This window comes from Vandammella animalimorsus (genome assembly GCF_002285265.1).
In the GTDB taxonomy this organism is placed as follows: domain Bacteria; phylum Pseudomonadota; class Gammaproteobacteria; order Burkholderiales; family Burkholderiaceae_C; genus Lampropedia.
Genome location: NZ_NSJB01000008.1, coordinates 46,033 through 62,322 on the forward strand (window position 1 = coordinate 46,033; position 16,290 = coordinate 62,322).

The 16,290-nt window shown below is 66.5% G+C and carries 13 protein-coding genes; all 13 read right to left on the minus strand.

Annotated elements, in window-relative coordinates; all coding sequences use genetic code 11:
• Position 1: 1 nt before the first annotated feature.
• Positions 2–1,240 (minus strand): capsule biosynthesis protein, encoded by a 1,239-nt coding sequence (locus tag CK625_RS10155; protein WP_095540203.1) that lies wholly within the window; start codon positions 1,238–1,240, stop codon positions 2–4.
• The gene (locus tag CK625_RS10160) at positions 1,237–2,313 is read right to left on the minus strand and encodes a beta-3-deoxy-D-manno-oct-2-ulosonic acid transferase (RefSeq protein ID WP_238945620.1); all 1,077 of its coding nucleotides are present in this window, start codon (positions 2,311–2,313) and stop codon (positions 1,237–1,239) included. The genes CK625_RS10155 and CK625_RS10160 overlap by 4 nt, the downstream gene beginning before the upstream one ends.
• Before the next feature lie 23 nt (positions 2,314–2,336).
• The gene (locus tag CK625_RS10165; protein ID WP_095540204.1) at positions 2,337–3,515 is read right to left on the minus strand and encodes a polysaccharide biosynthesis/export family protein; all 1,179 of its coding nucleotides are present in this window, start codon (positions 3,513–3,515) and stop codon (positions 2,337–2,339) included.
• Positions 3,516–3,819: 304 nt separating this feature from the next.
• On the minus strand, positions 3,820–4,809 hold the full coding sequence (galE, locus tag CK625_RS10170) for a UDP-glucose 4-epimerase GalE (RefSeq protein WP_095540205.1): 990 nt from the start codon (positions 4,807–4,809) through the stop codon (positions 3,820–3,822).
• Positions 4,806–5,228: an adenylyltransferase/cytidyltransferase family protein gene (locus CK625_RS10175; protein WP_095540206.1), complete on the minus strand. Its 423-nt coding sequence runs from the start codon at positions 5,226–5,228 to the stop codon at positions 4,806–4,808. The genes galE and CK625_RS10175 overlap by 4 nt, the downstream gene beginning before the upstream one ends.
• Positions 5,222–6,748: an asparagine synthase (glutamine-hydrolyzing) gene (gene asnB, locus CK625_RS10180; RefSeq protein WP_172425137.1), complete on the minus strand. Its 1,527-nt coding sequence runs from the start codon at positions 6,746–6,748 to the stop codon at positions 5,222–5,224. The genes CK625_RS10175 and asnB overlap by 7 nt, the downstream gene beginning before the upstream one ends.
• Before the next feature lie 22 nt (positions 6,749–6,770).
• Positions 6,771–7,979 carry a CDP-glycerol glycerophosphotransferase family protein gene (locus tag CK625_RS10185; protein ID WP_095540208.1) on the minus strand — a complete coding sequence of 403 codons (1,209 nt, stop codon included), beginning with the start codon at positions 7,977–7,979 and terminating at the stop codon, positions 6,771–6,773.
• On the minus strand, positions 7,979–10,747 hold the full coding sequence (locus CK625_RS10190; RefSeq protein WP_095540209.1) for a right-handed parallel beta-helix repeat-containing protein: 2,769 nt from the start codon (positions 10,745–10,747) through the stop codon (positions 7,979–7,981). Before CK625_RS10190 ends, CK625_RS10185 begins: the two co-directional genes overlap by 1 nt.
• 213 nt (positions 10,748–10,960) lie before the next feature.
• On the minus strand, positions 10,961–12,064 hold the full coding sequence (gene glf, locus CK625_RS10195) for a UDP-galactopyranose mutase (protein WP_095540210.1): 1,104 nt from the start codon (positions 12,062–12,064) through the stop codon (positions 10,961–10,963).
• Entirely contained in the window at positions 12,057–12,956 is a 900-nt protein-coding gene (locus tag CK625_RS10200; RefSeq protein ID WP_095540211.1) for a hypothetical protein, read from the minus strand. The genes glf and CK625_RS10200 overlap by 8 nt, the downstream gene beginning before the upstream one ends.
• The gene (locus tag CK625_RS10205) at positions 12,956–14,815 is read right to left on the minus strand and encodes a glycosyltransferase (RefSeq protein WP_095540212.1); all 1,860 of its coding nucleotides are present in this window, start codon (positions 14,813–14,815) and stop codon (positions 12,956–12,958) included. Before CK625_RS10205 ends, CK625_RS10200 begins: the two co-directional genes overlap by 1 nt.
• Positions 14,816–15,469 carry an ABC transporter ATP-binding protein gene (locus tag CK625_RS10210; RefSeq protein WP_095540213.1) on the minus strand — a complete coding sequence of 218 codons (654 nt, stop codon included), beginning with the start codon at positions 15,467–15,469 and terminating at the stop codon, positions 14,816–14,818. It lies immediately after the preceding gene.
• Complete coding sequence (locus CK625_RS10215) at positions 15,466–16,275, minus strand: ABC transporter permease (protein WP_095540266.1); 810 nt, start codon at positions 16,273–16,275, stop codon at positions 15,466–15,468. Before CK625_RS10215 ends, CK625_RS10210 begins: the two co-directional genes overlap by 4 nt.
• Positions 16,276–16,290: the final 15 nt, after the last annotated feature.

A 16,290-nucleotide genomic window follows, 5' to 3' on the forward strand; every position in this document is an offset into this window, starting at 1 on the left:
TTCACAGCAACTGCTCCAGTGGGGACTGTTGCGCAAGCAGCCGGGGCAGGCTGTGCGCCACGGCCAGCGACATGCCGTGCGTGCAGTAAAAGCCGCCATTGATTTGCGTGGCATGCACCACACAGCGGCGAAAGCTGGCGAACAGGCTGGCATCTGGAGGCGCGGCCTCGCGCCAGAACGCATCCAGTGGCATCTGGCTGGTCAGGCCCGGCAGGTTGTAGATCGGGTCGCTGAGCGTCAGCGTGGGCGCGCCCTGCTCCAAGGCCACCAGCCCGGCGGTACTGTTGACCGTGACCACGCCGCGCGCCTGGCGAGCCAGCGTTTGCAAGTCGCCATCTTCCAGGTAGTCAACGCGCTCTTGAAGATCCAGGCGGCGCGCTGCTTGGGAAATCAAGCGGCCATACGGCATCAGCCCCATGTCCAGCGGATGGTTCTTGATGACCAGCCTGGCCTGCGGGGGGGCGTGGGCTGCAAAGGACTGCAACACCAACTCGATGACTTGGCCCATGTGGGTAAAGCGCGAGTGCGCGCGGATTTGCGCATCGCCATTGAGTTGCAGCGGCAGCAGGAAATACGGCGCAGCGCCGTTGGCGATGGCCAGGGCCCGGCGGCGTTCGTGCGCGCCGATGCGGCGCAGCAGCGCGAAGCGCCGCAGGTAGCCGGCGTATTCCAGCGGCGCGCTTACGCTCGCGTGCGTGCGGTAGCGCGGAAAGCACAATGGGTTGAGCAGGCCTGCAAGGTGATAGGCCACATCGTGCGTGGCGCGCTTGTAAAACGGCGCGGCGAAGGCCTGCGGCACGGGCTCGGGCAGGTGCGGGCCGGCTTCCTGGTACCAGCGGATGTCGCGCGGCAGCAGCGAGCGCGCGTTCACGCCCTCGCGCTCGAGCGTGATCCAGGCTGGGCGGAAATAGCCCTCCTCGAACACGTGCGTGCGCACGCCCTGCGCGCGCGCCTGCGCCACGGCCGGCAGATGCACCTGGCGCTGATCGCCAAACAGCACCTGATCGGTGATGCCGTGGCGCTGGTACAGCGCCGCCAGAGTGGCGCGCAGCTCGGCATCGAGCTCGCCGCCTGGGGAGCGCACAAAGCGTTGTGCTGGCCCTTGGCTGGCCCAGTACAGCGCATCGCCGGCGCAGAAGTTCAGCCGGTGCACTGCATGGCCCAGCCCGCGCAGGCCCGCCGCCAGACGCGCGAAAAACGGGGTGCATGGCCCTTGCAGGAACAGGAAGGAGCGCTTCATCGCACCCCCACGATGCGGCGCAGCCAAATGCGCAGGTGCTGGCGCCACCAGGGCGTGGCCGTGCCGCTGCGCGCACGCCAGGCTTCGAGTTCGTCCAGGGCCTGCTCGGCACTGAGTTGGCCCGCCCGCTGGCGGCTCAGGTAGCGAGGGTAGAGCAGCAGCGCGCCGGCCACCAGCTCGTCGAGCGTGAGGCGGCGCGCCCGCCGCTGCGCTGCGGCTTGCAGCCAAGGGGCTGCGGGGGCCGGGGCCGGATCTGGAGGGCTGGGCGGGAGGATGCTCAGCGGATCTTGCGTCAGGCCCCAGCCGGCATAGAACGGCAGGCCGTGGCAGACCACTTGCTTGCCGCGCAGCAAGGCCTCGAAGCCGGCCAGGGAAGTCAGGCAGTGCACGGCATCGACCTGCGTCAACAGCGCGCCCATGGGCACGTCGCCGACGATGGCATCGCACCAGCGCGCGGCCTCCTGCTCGCCCTGGCCGCGTGCGCGCAGCCCGGCCTGCACGTCCGGGTGGGGTTTGTACAGCAGCCAGGCATCGGGGCAGGCGCGGCGCGCGGCCTGCAGCAGCGCCAGATTGCTGCGGATGCCCGTCGCCCCCAGGGCGATGGAGGCATCGCTTTCCACCTGGCCGGGCACCAGCACCACCTGCCGGGCGTGCGCCGGGCGCTGCCAGTGCGCGCTGCCGACGTTGTACTTGGTCAGCCCGCTGGCCACCAGGCGCTGGCGCAGGGCTTGCGCACGCCGCAGCAGCTCTGGCTCGAAATGCCGTTGCGCCAGCAGCACCTCCAGGTCAGAGGGCTGCGAGGCATCGAAGTACATGCCGCGCCCGTCCACGACCCAGGACAGCGGCCGAATCAAATCGGCCCCCAGGCCGACGGAGCGCAAAAAGCCGTCCTCGACGCGCAGCACACGCCAGCCGCGCGCGGCCGCCTGCGGCACGGCGCGCATGCCCCACACTGCCAGCGTGGCGCCCTCGGGCACCTGCTCGGGGCGGGCCACGAAGCGCACGCGCTGGCCGGCAAAGCATTGCCGCAGCGGCCGGTGCTTCCAGTGGGAAAAGCCCAGGGCATGGATCACGCGCACATCCTTCCTGTGGGCTGTCAAAGATTGCTCAGGCTGCGCACCGAGAACAGCGTGGAGGAGAGGATGTTGAGGAACTTTTGCAGTTCGGCGGCCGGGGCATTGGCCACATAGAGCACGTCCTTGTCCTGCATCGGGAAGCTTTGCGCCAGCAAAAAGGCGCGCGGATCGCGAAAGTCCATGCGGTAGATCACAGGCACCAGGCCGTCTGCGGTGCGGGCCGCTGGCGGCTGGGCATCGGCGCGCCGCTCAGGCGGCGGCTCTGGCTGCAGCAGCTGTGGCTGCTCGAAGCGGAACACGAACACGGCCCGGGCATCGCCGCGCGCATCCTGAATGCCGCCAGCGCGCGCCAGGGCCTGCGCCAGACTGATGCCTTGGGCCTCGAAATCGATTTCCTCATTCCGGCCCGTGGCGCCCAGCACTGTCAAGCTCAGCGGTCGGTGCAGCGCCGTGAGTACGTCGCCCGGTTGCAGCAGTACGTTGTGCTCGGGCTCTTCGATGACGCGCGTCAGCGGCATGCGCAGCACCTTGCCAGCGCGGCTGAGTTGCAGCGTGATCTTGCCCACGGGCTGGCGCACGCCGCCAGCGGCGGCCAGGGCATCGAGCAGGCGCTCGCCTCGGGCCGTCAGCGGCACGCGCTGGCTGGCGCCGACCTCGCCGATGACGGTGACGTTGGAGGTGGCATTGCGCAGCACGCGCACCAGCACCTGCGGCTGGTTGGCCTTGCGCTTGAGGCGCTGGGCCAGCTCGGTCTCGATGGCCTGGGGCGTTTTGCCGGCCACCTCGATGGCGCCAGCAAACGGCACATTGATGATGCCCGCGCGGTTGACGATTTGCTCGGGGAAGGTGGCGCGCACGGCGCTGGATCCGGTATGGGCATCAATGGTGGTGCCGCCGAACAAGGCCGCTGGCGGCGCCTCCCAGATGGAGACTTCGACCGTGTCGCCCGCGCCGATCAGGTATTCCGGCGCCTGTGCGGCAGGCAGGGCGTGGGCGAAGGCGTCCAGGCGTTGCGCGGCCAGCAGTCGGCGCGTCAGCGCCTCGTCCACATCGAGCACCGAAACGGGCGGCGCGGCGCTGTCGCGTTGCGCCACCACGATTTGCGCCATGTTCGGCCCCGAGGCAGGCAGCCACCCGGGTGAGGAGGCGCAGCCGGCCAGCAGCAGGGCCAGCGTTGCGGCCAACGAAGTTCGGCGCATGGCACGGCCAGTGGTTCGGCCAGTGGTGCGGCACGTCTGCAGTAAGAGAGGGCGGTGGTGGCAATGCAGCATGGTGATGGCGTCCTGCAAGGCAATGTCTCAACGGTTTTGGGCAACGGCTCTGGCGCTGAGAGCCTGTTCAAAGTCTCTGCACGGCGGGCAATGAATCGGATTTGGGCGGTCTGCGGCGTTGCAAAGCCTCGCCATGGCTTCGGCCCTGGCTGCGTGATATGCGCAATGTGATGCCTTGCAACCCACCCCAAACCGCTTCTTGCCCAATCGCATCGAGATTCTGGACAGGTTCTCAGCCCCAGCAGTGGGTCTGCTCCCAGGCCCAGGCGTGGGCGATGATGGTGTTCAGATCGGCATGGCGCGGCTGCCAGCCCAGCAGCTCGCGCGCCAGGCGGCTGTCGGCCACCAGGCGCGCCGGGTCGCCCGGGCGGCGCGGCTCCAGTCGCATGGCGATGTCGCGGCCGGTGACCTGGCGCGCGGCCTCGATCACCTCCAGCACCGAAAAGCCCTGGCCATTGCCCAGGTTCAGGCGCAGGCTGGGGCCGCCTGCGAGCAGGTGTTGCAGCGCCAGGGCATGGGCCTGGCACAGGTCGGTAATGTGGATGTAGTCGCGGATGCAGCTGCCGTCGGGCGTGTCGTAGTCCGTGCCGAACACCGAGATGGCCGCGCGCCGCCCGGCGGCGGCCTGCAGCACCAGCGGGATCAGGTGTGTCTCGGGCACATGGCGCTCGCCCAGCTCGCCCTCGGGGTCGGCGCCGGCGGCATTGAAATAGCGCAGGCAGACCGACTTGAGCCCATAGGCCCGGTCGAAATCCTCCAGCATCTGCTCGGTCATCCACTTGCTGCGCCCATAGGGGTTGATGGGCTGCTTGGGGTGGTCTTCGCCGATGAGCGCCTGCTGCGGGTTGCCGTAAATGGCCGCTGTCGAAGAAAAAATGAAGCGCTGCACGCCGGCCGCGCGCATGGCCTGCAGCAAAGTCAGCGTGGCGGCCACGTTGTTGGCGTAGTACTTGGCCGGCTCGGTCACCGACTCGCCGACCTGGATGAAGGAGGCAAAGTGCATCACCGCATCGAAGCGGTGCTGCGCAAACAGCTGCGCCAGCAGGCCGGCGTCGGCGGCCGAGCCCACGACCAGCTCGGCGCCAGCCACGACCGCATCGGCGTAGCCGGCCGAGAGGTCGTCGAGCACGACCACCGCCGCCCCCTGCTGGCGCAGCTGCTTGACCATGTGCGAGCCGATGTAGCCGGCGCCGCCGACGACGAGAATCTTGTGGGGGGTCATGGCGCCTCCGTGCGCAGTCGCTCCAGCGTTTGATTGATCAGCGTGGACGAGGTGGATTGGGTGTAGGGGAAGTAGACGATGCGCACGCCCAGACGTTCGAACTCCTGGTCCAGACCATTCCACTTGTCGGTCTGGTACCAGTCGTCGCCGACGAACATGAGATTGAATTTATAGCGCTGCCAAGCATCCATCTTGTCCATGCTTTGCTGCGGCACGGCCAGATCGACATAGCGGCATGCGCGCACGATCTCAATGCGCTCTTCGAAAGGAATCACGGCGCGTTTGTTCTTGTACGAAACCAGCGCATCGGTGGTGACTCCGACAATGAGTTTGTCGCACAGCGACTTGGCGTTGCGCAGTACATTGACGTGCCCGATGTGGAACAGGTCGTAGACGCCGGTGGTGTAGCCGATTACCATCCCAGGGCCTCCATGACGATGCGTTGAAATTGCCGGTAATCATCCTGACGGGGGCGGGAGATGTCAGTCTGGGCGCTGAAGCCGATTTTCTTGCGCTGCAGCGCGCCTTGCAGGCCGAGTTTTTGCCCCATGATGCGTAGCGGAATCTTCGAATGCTGCGCATCGATCTTGAGTTCTGCGGGGCGCCGGTACATGTATCGCACCAGGGATTTGGAGACGAAGGGCACCCGTGCCTCTTTGGAGGCCGCCATGGAAGCGAAGTCCATGCGGCGCAGTAGCCCCGGCAGGTGGAACTGATAGAAAAAATCCTCGACGAACGCCTGCGTGCTGTTGTCGCTCTTGAGCTCTAGCACGTAGTCATTCAGACGCGGTGTGGGCTGTAACTGGCCTGCGTAGCCGTAGCGGTTCAGAAAGGCGGAAACGCCCGGCCAATCGGCGTCCAGCGACCAGCGGAAGATGCCGTCGTAGCCGAACAGCAGCTCGTCGGCGCCTTCGCCGGTGAGAACGACCTTCTCATCGGCTTGCATGGCCTGGCAGACAGGATAGATCAGCCCTTCATTGGGCACGCCCAGCGGCTCGCGGCGCAGCCGCGTGAGCTGACGCCAGTTGTCCTGCAGCTGCGCTGGCGTGAGCGTGACAGTCTGCAGTTGCCGGCCCAGCAGCTGGGCCGTCTCGGCAGCGCCCGTGAATTCGTTGTTGCTCTGCAGCCCGACGCTGTAGCAACGCCGCACGTTGGACAGCGCGGCGATCACGGCGCTATCCAGGCCGCCGCTGAGCAGGGCGACATTGGCCACATCGCTGAGCTCATGGGCTGCCACGCTCTCGCGCAGCAGCTGTTCGAAATGCTCCTGCACGTAGGGTTCTCCTGAGGGCTCCCAGCAAAAATGGTGCCATTGGCTGCCATCGCTGCGCAGCAGCGTGCCTGGTGGCACTTCGCGCACACCTTGGAAGTAGGAGTAGCCAGGCGTGGGGCGGCGCACCATTTGCCACTCGTGTAGTGAGTCTGGATCGGGCGCTGCCCCGATCAGCTCGGCCAGTACCGCAGCCTCAGAGCCAATGAGTGCCCCCACCCCATGCTGGTGGATGAACAGCGGCTTGATGCCAAAGGCATCGCGCGCGCAAACCCAGGCGTCGCGCTGCAAGTCGTAGATGACCAAAGCGAACATGCCATCGAGCTGTGCCACGATGCGCTCGCCATGCTGCGCGTAGGCTTCGACAATTGTTTCGGTGTCCGATAGCGTTTGGCATTGCAGGCCTAATTGCTGGCGCAGCGCCATGTGGTTGTAAATCTCGCCATTGAAGACGATGTAGAAGCGTCCGCAGCGTGAGCGCATGGGCTGATTGGAACGGGCTTGGGGGTCCAGAATGGACAGGCGTCGATGGCCGAGAAACACCTGTCCTTGCTGCAGCAGGCTGTGCTGCTCGGCATCTGGGCCGCGCCAATGCATTTGCTGCAGGCTGGCCGCCAGCAATTGCTGGGTCAGCTGGGGTTGACGATAGGAGAAGAGCAATCCACACATGTTCAGGGCAGCTTGGTTGTTGTCATTGCGGGCGCGACAGCAGGAATGCCAGCAGCGATTCGGTGGCGCTGCCTGTGCCATAGTTGGCGTGCAGCCGCCGCGCATGCGCGGCGGCGCGCTCTGCGTAGCGCTCGTGCTCGCCTTGCACGAGCCAATCCAGGCAGGCCTGGGGCTCGTGAAACACCGGGCCAATTTCATCTTCGGGAAATGCTGGTTGCACTGGGCGCTTGCGGGTGGCCCAGTATTGCGCCTCATCGGGCCGGAAATAAAGCACCGGCTTGCCGGTGATGAGGTAGTCGGCGACGACCGATGAATAGTCCGAAATCAGCGCGTCGGACAGTTTCAGATAGGGCTGGATGTCGTCATTGGCGCTGGCTAGCACGATGTTGCCATGCTGCTGCGAGGCCTGTTTGAAGGCCGCCATGTCTTCCGGATGCAGTTGTTCGTGGAACGGGTGCAGCTTGACGGTCACGCTCCAGTGCTTGTGCTGGGCGATGCGCTCTGCCAGCTCCAGCCAGCGCATGAAGCTCTCGCGGTGGTAGCGCGCCTCCCGGTATGTCGGGCACAGCAGGGCGATGCGCGAGTGGCGACGCGCCTGCTCCAGCCTCTCGCGCGCGGCCTGCTCCATGCCGATGAGCAATAGGTCGGCGTAATCGTCGCGCACCAGCAAATCGTTGCGCGGGCTGCCCAGCGGCAAAAAGGTCGCACTGGGGAAGGCCTTGCGGTACAGCGCCCAGGAGGCCGGGCTTTCAATCACGCAGTAGTCGTAACTCAGGCTGTCCGAGGCCATGCCGGCGAAGGCATAGGGGTTGTCCATTTGCTCGTGCATTTCATAGGCCACCTGTTTGGCCGGAATGCCGTGCCAGAGCTGCACCTTGCAGGCGCCGTCGCTGCAGGACTGCCAGAACCAGGAGTCAACGTCCTGAAAATTGTGGGTGCCAAACAGCACGTAGCGGGCGCGCATGTACAGGTCGGCGGCCTGGTTGCGGTCGGCATCGCGTGAGAGGGAGTGCATGCCCAGCCCGCTCAGCATGGCCTTGTCCCGGTCGGAGCTGATCCAGCAGACCTGCCAGTCCAGCCGCTGCTGCTGGATCAAGCGGCTCAGAATCAGATAGGCGGCTTTGGTGTTGCCCCTGAAGCCGCCTTCTGGGACGAGGGCAATGATGTTTTCCTTGCGCCGCCGCTGGCTGGCTTCGCGCAACAAGGAGCTGAAAAATGCGTCTTTGCTCATCAGATCGCCTCATGCAATGGAGCGGCAGTGTCCGGCGCGCTGTAGATGGGCGTGTCGTGCCAGCCAGTGATGTGGTTGTCGGTGGCGCAGTTGTCCAGGCTGGGCAGAAAGTCCAGCTCGTCGTCGTCGCTCGGGGGGAGGTCAGAGGGCGCAAAGCCCAGCTCGACGCCAAAGAACATGTGGCGTGCGTTGCCGCCCAGGCCGTTCATGGCGATGTGGTTGTCGGCAATCAGATTGCCAAAGCCGGTGCGCACGATCTTGATGCCACTGCCGAAGTTGTGGTGGATGAAGTTGTGCAGCAATAGGTTGTGCAATGCGTTGTCGATCGAGATGGCAGGCACCTTGGCGCGCGCCGTGCCATCGGGCAGACGTCCGTCGGCGGCGACGAAGTCGCGCGCAAGATCTTCATCGGACTTGCCCCAGCGGTTGCCGTTGCCGCTGAGCTGGTTGAAGAGCAGCAGGTTTTTGGTCGCGCCGTAGTCCAGGCAAATGCCCTCCTTGCTGTTGCCCTCAATCTGGTTGCCGATGAGCAGGGTTTCGATGGCGCCGTCCAGGTAAATGCCCGAGGAGAGGTTGCGGATCACCTGGTTGGCCTCCAGCACGATGCTGCGCGGTGGCAGCAGACGCTGGCAAATTGGCTCAGGCTGGGCCCAATAGCCGTCGGGGCCAAACAGGCTGGCCGCCCCTTGGGCCAGATTGCCCAGGCTGCGGTCGGTGACGACGATGCCCGCCATCCAGTTGGACTTGCCCTGGCCCGCCTCGATGCAGTTGTGTGCGATGCGGATGTGCTGCGCGCCTTCGCCGATCAGAATGGCCGCGCCGTGGCCACCGGCAAACTCGCAGTGCTCCACAGTGACGTGAGCGCAGCCGCTGGCCACGACGATAGCCGCGCCGCGCTGGCCGTGAAAGCGGCAATTCCTGAGCCAGACATTGCGGCAGCGCAGCAGCAGCAAGCCGTCGCCGGGCAGATCTGTGAAATCCAGGTTTTCGAGCAGCACGTCCTGGCAGTCTTGCAGCGTCAATTGGAAGGGCGCATCGGTTGGTTCGGCCTGTCGGGTCTGCTTGGGCAGTGGGCTTGGCCGCTCATGGCCATTGAGGCGCAGGCCTTGCAATTGCGTCAGGCGTTGCGCGTCCACTGGCCAGGGCAGCAGCGGCAACGTGGCGCCGGGCAGTTGCGCGCCCGCGCATTGGTAAATGGTGTGCACCTCTTCGTACTGCAATGGCGCCAGCCCTAGACGGCGCGCGCGGCGGCTGACTTGCGCGCCGTGGATGCGCGCATCGGCGCTGCTGGGCGCGGCAGTCCAATGCGGCCAGGCGCTGCGCGGCAGCAGCTGGGCAAAGCCGCTGGGCCGCAGCTCGGGCGCTTCGAGCCGCAAGCGCATCAGGGCCAGCGGCTGCTGCAGCGCGGGGTCGGCTTCGGCTTGGCGCTCCAGCGTCTTCAGCAGCGCCTGGGCTTGCTCGCGCTGGTTCAGGCGCAGGCAGGCTTCGGCCGCGCGCAAATGGGCCTGGGCCTGCTGCGGATGCGCTTGGCGCAGGCGCTGCCAGCGTTGCAGGGCCAGCTCCCACAGGCGCTGATCCATGGCGTTGTCGCCGTAGGCGATGAGCAGCTGCGGGTGCTCGCCCAGTTGCAGCAGGCCTTGTTCGAGCACGGCGTCGGCCTGCGCCCACTGGCCCAGCTGGCGGTGGGCGATGCAGGCTTGGGCATAGCCGAGCCAGTTGTCGGGTTGCAGTTGGCGCAGTTGCTCGTACAGGGCCAGGGCCTCGCCGCTGCGCTGCTGGTGCAGTGCGTCGTGGGCCTGTTGCCACAGCGCTTGCAACCTGGCTTGTTGTTGATCTTGCACTTGGCCCAGCAGTTGCTGCAGGGCGGCGCGCTCGCCCAGGCGCTCAATGCCTTGGGTCAGCAGCTGCTGAGCCTGTTCATCATGCTGCAGGCGCAGCAGGGCCTGTGCGGCGCGCAGCCAGCCGCTGTCTTCGCCAGGGTGCGTCTGGCGCAGGCGCTGCCAGCGTTGCAGGGCCAGCTCCCACAGGCGCTGATCCATGGCGTTGTCGCCGTAGGCGATGAGCAGCTGCGGGTGCTCGCCCAGTTGCAGCAGGCCTTGTTCGAGCACGGCGTCGGCCTGCGCCCACTGGCCCAGCTGGCGGTGGGCGATGCAGGCTTGGGCATAGCCGAGCCAGTTGTCGGGTTGCAGTTGGCGCAGTTGCTCGTACAGGGCCAGGGCCTCGCCGCTGCGCTGCTGGTGCAGTGCGTCGTGGGCCTGTTGCCACAGCGCTTGCAGCCTGGCCTGTTGTTGATCTTGCACTTGGCTCAGCAGTTGCTGCAGGGCGGCGCGCTCGCCCAGGCGCTCAATGCCTTGGGTCAGCAGCTGCTGAGCCTGTTCATCATGCTGCAGGCGCAGCAGGGCCTGTGCGGCGCGCAGCCAGCCGCTGTCTTCGCCAGGGTGCGTCTGGCGCAGGCGCTGCCAGCGTTGCAGGGCCAGCTCCCACAGGCGCTGATCCATGGCGTTGTCGCCGTAGGCGATGAGCAGCTGCGGGTGCTCGCCCAGTTGCAGTAGGCCTTGTTCGAGCACGGCGTCGGCCTGCGCCCATTGGCCCAGCTGGCGGTGGGCGATGCAGGCTTGGGCATAGCCGCGCCAGTTGTCGGGTTGCAGTTGGCGGGCGCGCTCGTACAGGGCCAGGGCGGTTGTCCAGTCTCGCGCCTGCTGCGCTTGCCGGGCCTTGGCCAGCGGGTTTTGGAATCGGCTGGTGATCCGTTGGAGCAAGTGGTTCATCGTGGTGTGGGCGCAGAGTTCATGACAGGCGCTAGGGGCTGTTCACACTAGAGAGACTGTTGCGATTGGGTTTGCGAAGCGGTTTTTCGAGGCAAAAGTCGCAGATGCAAGGCGAAAATGCGCGCAAGCTTGTCTACCGTGCAAGCATTTTCAACGCCGCAGTTGCGCAGTTTTGAGCGAAAACACTGCCGCAACACTCAATCTCAACAAGCACTAGGCGGCGCGCAGCAGCTTCTCGGCCTTGGCGCGGGCCGAGCCGATCACTTGGTGCATGTCGTAATAGCGGTATTCGGCCAGGCGGCCGCCGAAGAGCACGCGCGGCTCGCGCTCGGCCAGGGCTTCATAGCGCGCGAACAGCGCCATGTTGGCGGCGTCGCCGATGGGGTAGTAGGGCACCTTGTCGCGCGACCAGGTGTCGGGGATTTCGCGCGTGATGCAGGTGCGCGCGCTGGTGTTGCCCGGCTCGAAGTGTTTGTGCTCGACGATGCGCGTCCAGGGCACGCTGGCCTCGGTGTAGTTGACCACGGCATTGCCTTGGTGGTTGTCGGTGTCCAGCCACTCGGTGTCAAAGCGCAGGGTGCGGTATTCGAGCTCGCCGAAGCGGTAGCCGTAGAAGGCGTCGATGCGGCCGGTGAAGACGGTGTGGCGCGCCAGAGCGTCCAGGGCGCTGCGCTCGGCCAGGTAGTCGGTGTTCAGGCGCACTTCGATGCCTTGGAGCATGCGCTCGAACAGCGCGGTGTAGCCGCCGACGGGGATGCCCTGGTAGCGGTCGTTGAAGTAGTTGTTGTCCCAGGTCCAGCGCAGCGGCAGGCGCTTGATGATGGCCGCCGGCAGCTCCTTGGGGTCTTTTTGCCATTGCTTGCGGGTGTAGTCGCGGATCAGGGTTTCGTAGATGTCGCGCCCGACCAGCGACAGCGCCTGCTCTTCCAGGTTGGCCGGCTCGCGCCCCAGGCGCAGGCGCTGGGCCTCGATGCGCGCGCGGGCCTGCTCGGGCGTGGTCACGCCCCAGATCTGGTTGAAGGTGTACATGTTGAATGGCAGCGAGTAGGCCTTGCCGCCGTGCATGGCAATGGGGGCGTTGCGGAAGTTGTTGAATTGCGCAAAGCGCTGCACGAAGGCCCAGATCTTTTCGTCGTTGCAGTGGAAGATGTGCGGCCCGTAGCGGTGCACGTGGATGCCGTCGATGTGCTCGGTGTAGCAGTTGCCGGCGATGTGCGGGCGCTGGTCGATGACCAGGCAGCGCTTGCCGGCGTCGGTGGCCAGGCGGGCAAAGGTGGCGCCGAACATGCCAGCGCCGACGATCAGGTAGTCATACATGGGATGCGCTCCTTGAGGATGGGGGGTAGCCCAGGGGGGCGAAGAGCTGGCGGTACAGCAGCAGGGCCGATTGCCGCAGGCCCCAGTGGCGGCGGGTGATTTGTGCGCGCACGCGCCAGTAGGCGCGTGCCATGTGCCAGGCCATGCGCAGCCGGCCGGGCACGCGCCGCCCGCCCTCCAGCAGGCCGCTGGTGGCTACGGCATGCAGGCGTTGCAGGCCCAGGGCTTGCGCCAGTTGCTGGCGCTCTTGCTCGGGAGTGATGCCCTGGCGCTGCATGGCGCCGCGCAGGTGCTGGCGCAGCGGGCGGCCGTGGCGCACGGGCAGCTGATCGATGATGGCGATCTGTCTTGCGGGCTCGGGCACCAGGGTTTGCCAGTGCCAGTCCAGCCCGAAGCCGCTGCGCGTGTGTTGCAGCCGTGGCAGCAGTTGTTGCAGCAGCGGCGCGGCCAGCAGCGGAGCCATGATTTCGACCAGGTTGGTGTGGCGGTGGGCAAAGCCTGGGCAGGCCAGCGTCAGCCGGTGTGAGAAGTAGCTGTCCCTGCTCAGGGCCGGCTGCGCCAGCCAGAAGCCGTGCTGGCGTACGTAGGCGAACAGCGCCTCGACCTGCTGGGCATTGGTTTCGATGTCGTCGTCCACCAGCCAGTAGTGGTCGTAGCCTTGCAGGGCCTGTGGGTGCTGGGCGAAGAAGTGCCAGATGCCGTCCCATTTACCGCCGGGGCGCTGGTGCAGCCATTCGGGCAGCCCGTCGCCGGTCTGGGCCGCGGGCAGGCTGCCGTCGTAGCAGCTCAGGGCAATGTCCCAGCTGCGCTGGCTGCGCGGCACGCGCAGCAGCGGGCCGGCGCAGTGCTGGCGCCCGGCGCGCATCAGTATCAGGCCGCGTGGCGCCGCCATCACTGCTCCTGCGCCGCAGCCTGGCGGCGCTGCGCGTCGTGCGCGAAGATGTCTTGCCAGGCTTGGCGGCTGCGCAATTGCGGGATGCGCTGCGCCCAGGCCTGGGCGGCGGCATGGCGCTGGCGGCGGTAGGCCGACCAGGCGCCCCAGGCCTGGCGCAGTGTCTGGCGCAGCAATGTGCGGTCGGGGCTGTAGCGCAGGTGGTAGCTGCCCAGGCCATTGGTTTTGACGTAGGGGCGGGGGCCGATGTTCGAGAGGTTGGCTTCGTGGTCGAGCAGCAGCCTGGCGCCGCTGTTGCGCGCCAGCAGCAGGGCCATGGCCAGGCGGTAGCCCACCAGCAGGGCCAGACCGAAGTCCGAGCGCGGCATGCGCCGCAGCTTGGCTGGTCGCGGTGGCAGTTGGTTCTGGTCTGCCGGGGCCGGCGCCAGTTGTTTGGCCAGTGCGGCGATGTCGGCATGGATGGCGTCAGCGCCGCTCTCGAGCACGTCCGGGCCTTGCAGGAAGTCGCGCACGGCGCGCGCCAGCAGCGTGGCCGAGAGGTAATCGTGCGAGGCGGCGGCCTTGAGCATCCACCACAGCACGTCGGTGGGCGATTCGTGGCGGAAGCGCTCCGGATAGGTCGAGGCCAGCACCAGGCGGTTGCGCAGGTCGTAGTAGGTTTGCCAGCTGCCGACCTTGACGTAGAAGGGCTCGTGCCAGACGGCGATGCCGGGCATGGCCACGGTCTTGACGCCGCGCTGCTGCAGGCGCAGGCCGTATTCCATGTCGTCGCCGCGGATGAAGATCGGCGCGGGCAGTTGCGCGGCTTCGATGTGCGCCGTGGGGATGGCGCAGAACCACCAGGCGTTGTAGTCCACCTCGTGGTAGCGGTTGAAGGGGATGAGGGCGTCGAGGCTGCGCAGGTCGATGTTGTGGTGCAGCGACTGGATGCGGGTGTTGGCGCGCACGCGCGCGCCCGCTTCGTAGAGGAAGTGCGGCCGCATCATGTCGAGCATGTGGCCGCCGACGGCATGGTCCGGGCCGATGAATTGCAGCAGGCTGTGCAGGGTGTGCAGCACGCGTGCATCGATCACGGCGTCGTCGTCCATCAGCACGTGGTGGGTGATGCCCTCCAGTTGCAAGGCTTCGTGCATGGTGCGGGTGAAGCCGCCGCAGCCGCCGAGGTTGCCCTGCTCGATGAGCAGGATGCGCGGCTCGCTTTGCGTGAGCTTGGCCAGCTCGGGCAGGGCGAACGGCGGGCCTTGGTTGACGACGACGATGCGCGCCAGCGCATCGCGAAGCTGAGGCAGCGCCAGCAGCGCGCGCAGATTGCGCAGCAGGAATTTCTCCCGGTTGAAGGTGCAGATGCCGATGCTGATGCGCGGCTGGCGCTGTGGCGCGCTGCGGGTGACGAAGCCGATGGAGTCGATGCGGCTGCGGCGGCGCGCGCCCAGGTCGATGAAGATGCGGCCGGTGAGCTCGCCGGTGGCCGATGCCAGCGCGTTGAGCGCGATGCGCTGGGGCTGGCTGCCGTCGGACTCCAGGCGGGTGAAGGCGATTTTCTGGCAGCCGTAGTCGCGGGTGTCGCGAAACACCTCCAACTGCAGCGCGCCGGTGAATGCAATCTCCAGCTCCAGGTCGTGCACGCTGCTGATCTGGCTCCAGTAGCTTTCGTAGAAGGAGTTGAAATAGCTGTTGAACGAGACCTTGGCGCCCCGCTCCATGTGCAGCGCATCGCCGATGACTTCCGAGTATCCGGCCAGATAACGCAGGTACAGGTCGCTCAGCGCAGTGTCCTGCGGCAGCAAGAGCTGTTGCGCCAGCGTGGCTGGCGGCAATGGCGCCGGGGCAGCGGCGGTGGAGGACGCGATGGATGGCATTCAGCAGTGCTCCTGGTAGAAGGCGATGGCCTCGCCGGTGTCGGAAAACGCCTGCAGGCGCCGGTCCTTGAGGACGAAGGCGCGGTCGCAGTGCTCGCGAATTTTGTGCACTTCGTGCGAGACGATGACGAAGCTGCGGTCGGCGCGTTTTTCGAACAATTCGCGGCGGCATTTGTCGTGAAAGCGCGCGTCGCCGACGGTGATGACCTCGTCGATGAGAAAGCAGTCGAACTCCACGGCCATGGAGATCGCAAAGGCCAGGCGCGCGCGCATGCCGGCCGAGTAGGTTTTGACTGGCTCGCGCAGGTACTTGCCCAGTTCGGCGAAGTCGTCCACGTAGGCCACCTTGTCCTGGTGGGGCACGCCGTAGACGCGGCAGATGAAGCGCAGGTTGTCCAGGCCGGTGAGGCTGCCCTGGAAGGCGCCGCCGAAGGCCAGCGGCCAGGAGATGTTCATGCCGCGCTCGATGTGGCCGGAGTTGGGCCGCTCGACGCCGCCGAGGATGCGGATCAGCGTCGATTTGCCCGCGCCATTGCGCCCGAGCACGCCGACTTTTTCGCCGCGCGCGATGCTGGCGTCCACGCCATCGAGCACCCGGTGGATGCCCTGGCGGGTGTGGTAGTGCTTGCTGACTTGGTGCAGGCGGATCGTCATTCGAGCTCCACGCGCCGCTCGGAGCCGCGCACCAGCGCCAGGCCGATCAGGCTCAGCGCCAGATTACTGACAATGAAGAAGGCCGGGTCTTCATGGGTGGTGACGGCCTCGCCCCAGAAGCCGTGGCGCACCATTTCCACGCCATGCACCATGGGTATCCACAGCACCAGCTCTTGCAGCGGCTTGGCCAGCCAGTCCACCATGTAGACCGCGCCGGAGATGGGAAACAGCAGGTAGTTGATGACCTGCCAGATGCGCTCGAAGGTGTCCGAGCGCTCGCACAGGCCGCCGACGATGAAGCCCAGCGCAAAGGCCAGCCAGCCCAGCAGCAGCCAGCCCAGCAGCACCGTCAGCAGGTCTTCGGGCAGGCTCATCATGCCCAGGGAGGAGAAGATCAGCGTCAGCAGCATGAAGGAGGCCGTGCCGCCGGCCAGCTCCAGCAGCACGCGCGTGATGAACAGGTCTATGACTTTGACGTGGCGGTGGTAGAGCAGGCCGCGGTTGGGTTCGATGGCCTTGGCGCAGCGGTTGGTGGCCGTGCGCCAGATCAGCACCGAGGAGTAGCCGGTCACGGCAAAGGCCACCACGGGCACGTCCACCAGCGTATGCAGCTTGACCGCGTACCACAGCGCGGTAATGCCCAGCGTGAACAGCATGGGCTCGAAGAACACCCACAGCATGCCAATGCCGTGGCGGCCATAGCGCGTGATGACCTCGCGCAGCAGCAGCGCGCCAACGACCCGGGCCTGGATCACCAGGCCAGCGCGCAGTGCAGCCTGCCTGCCTGCTGTGGCTGCAGTGGGCATGGCATCGCTGGCGGG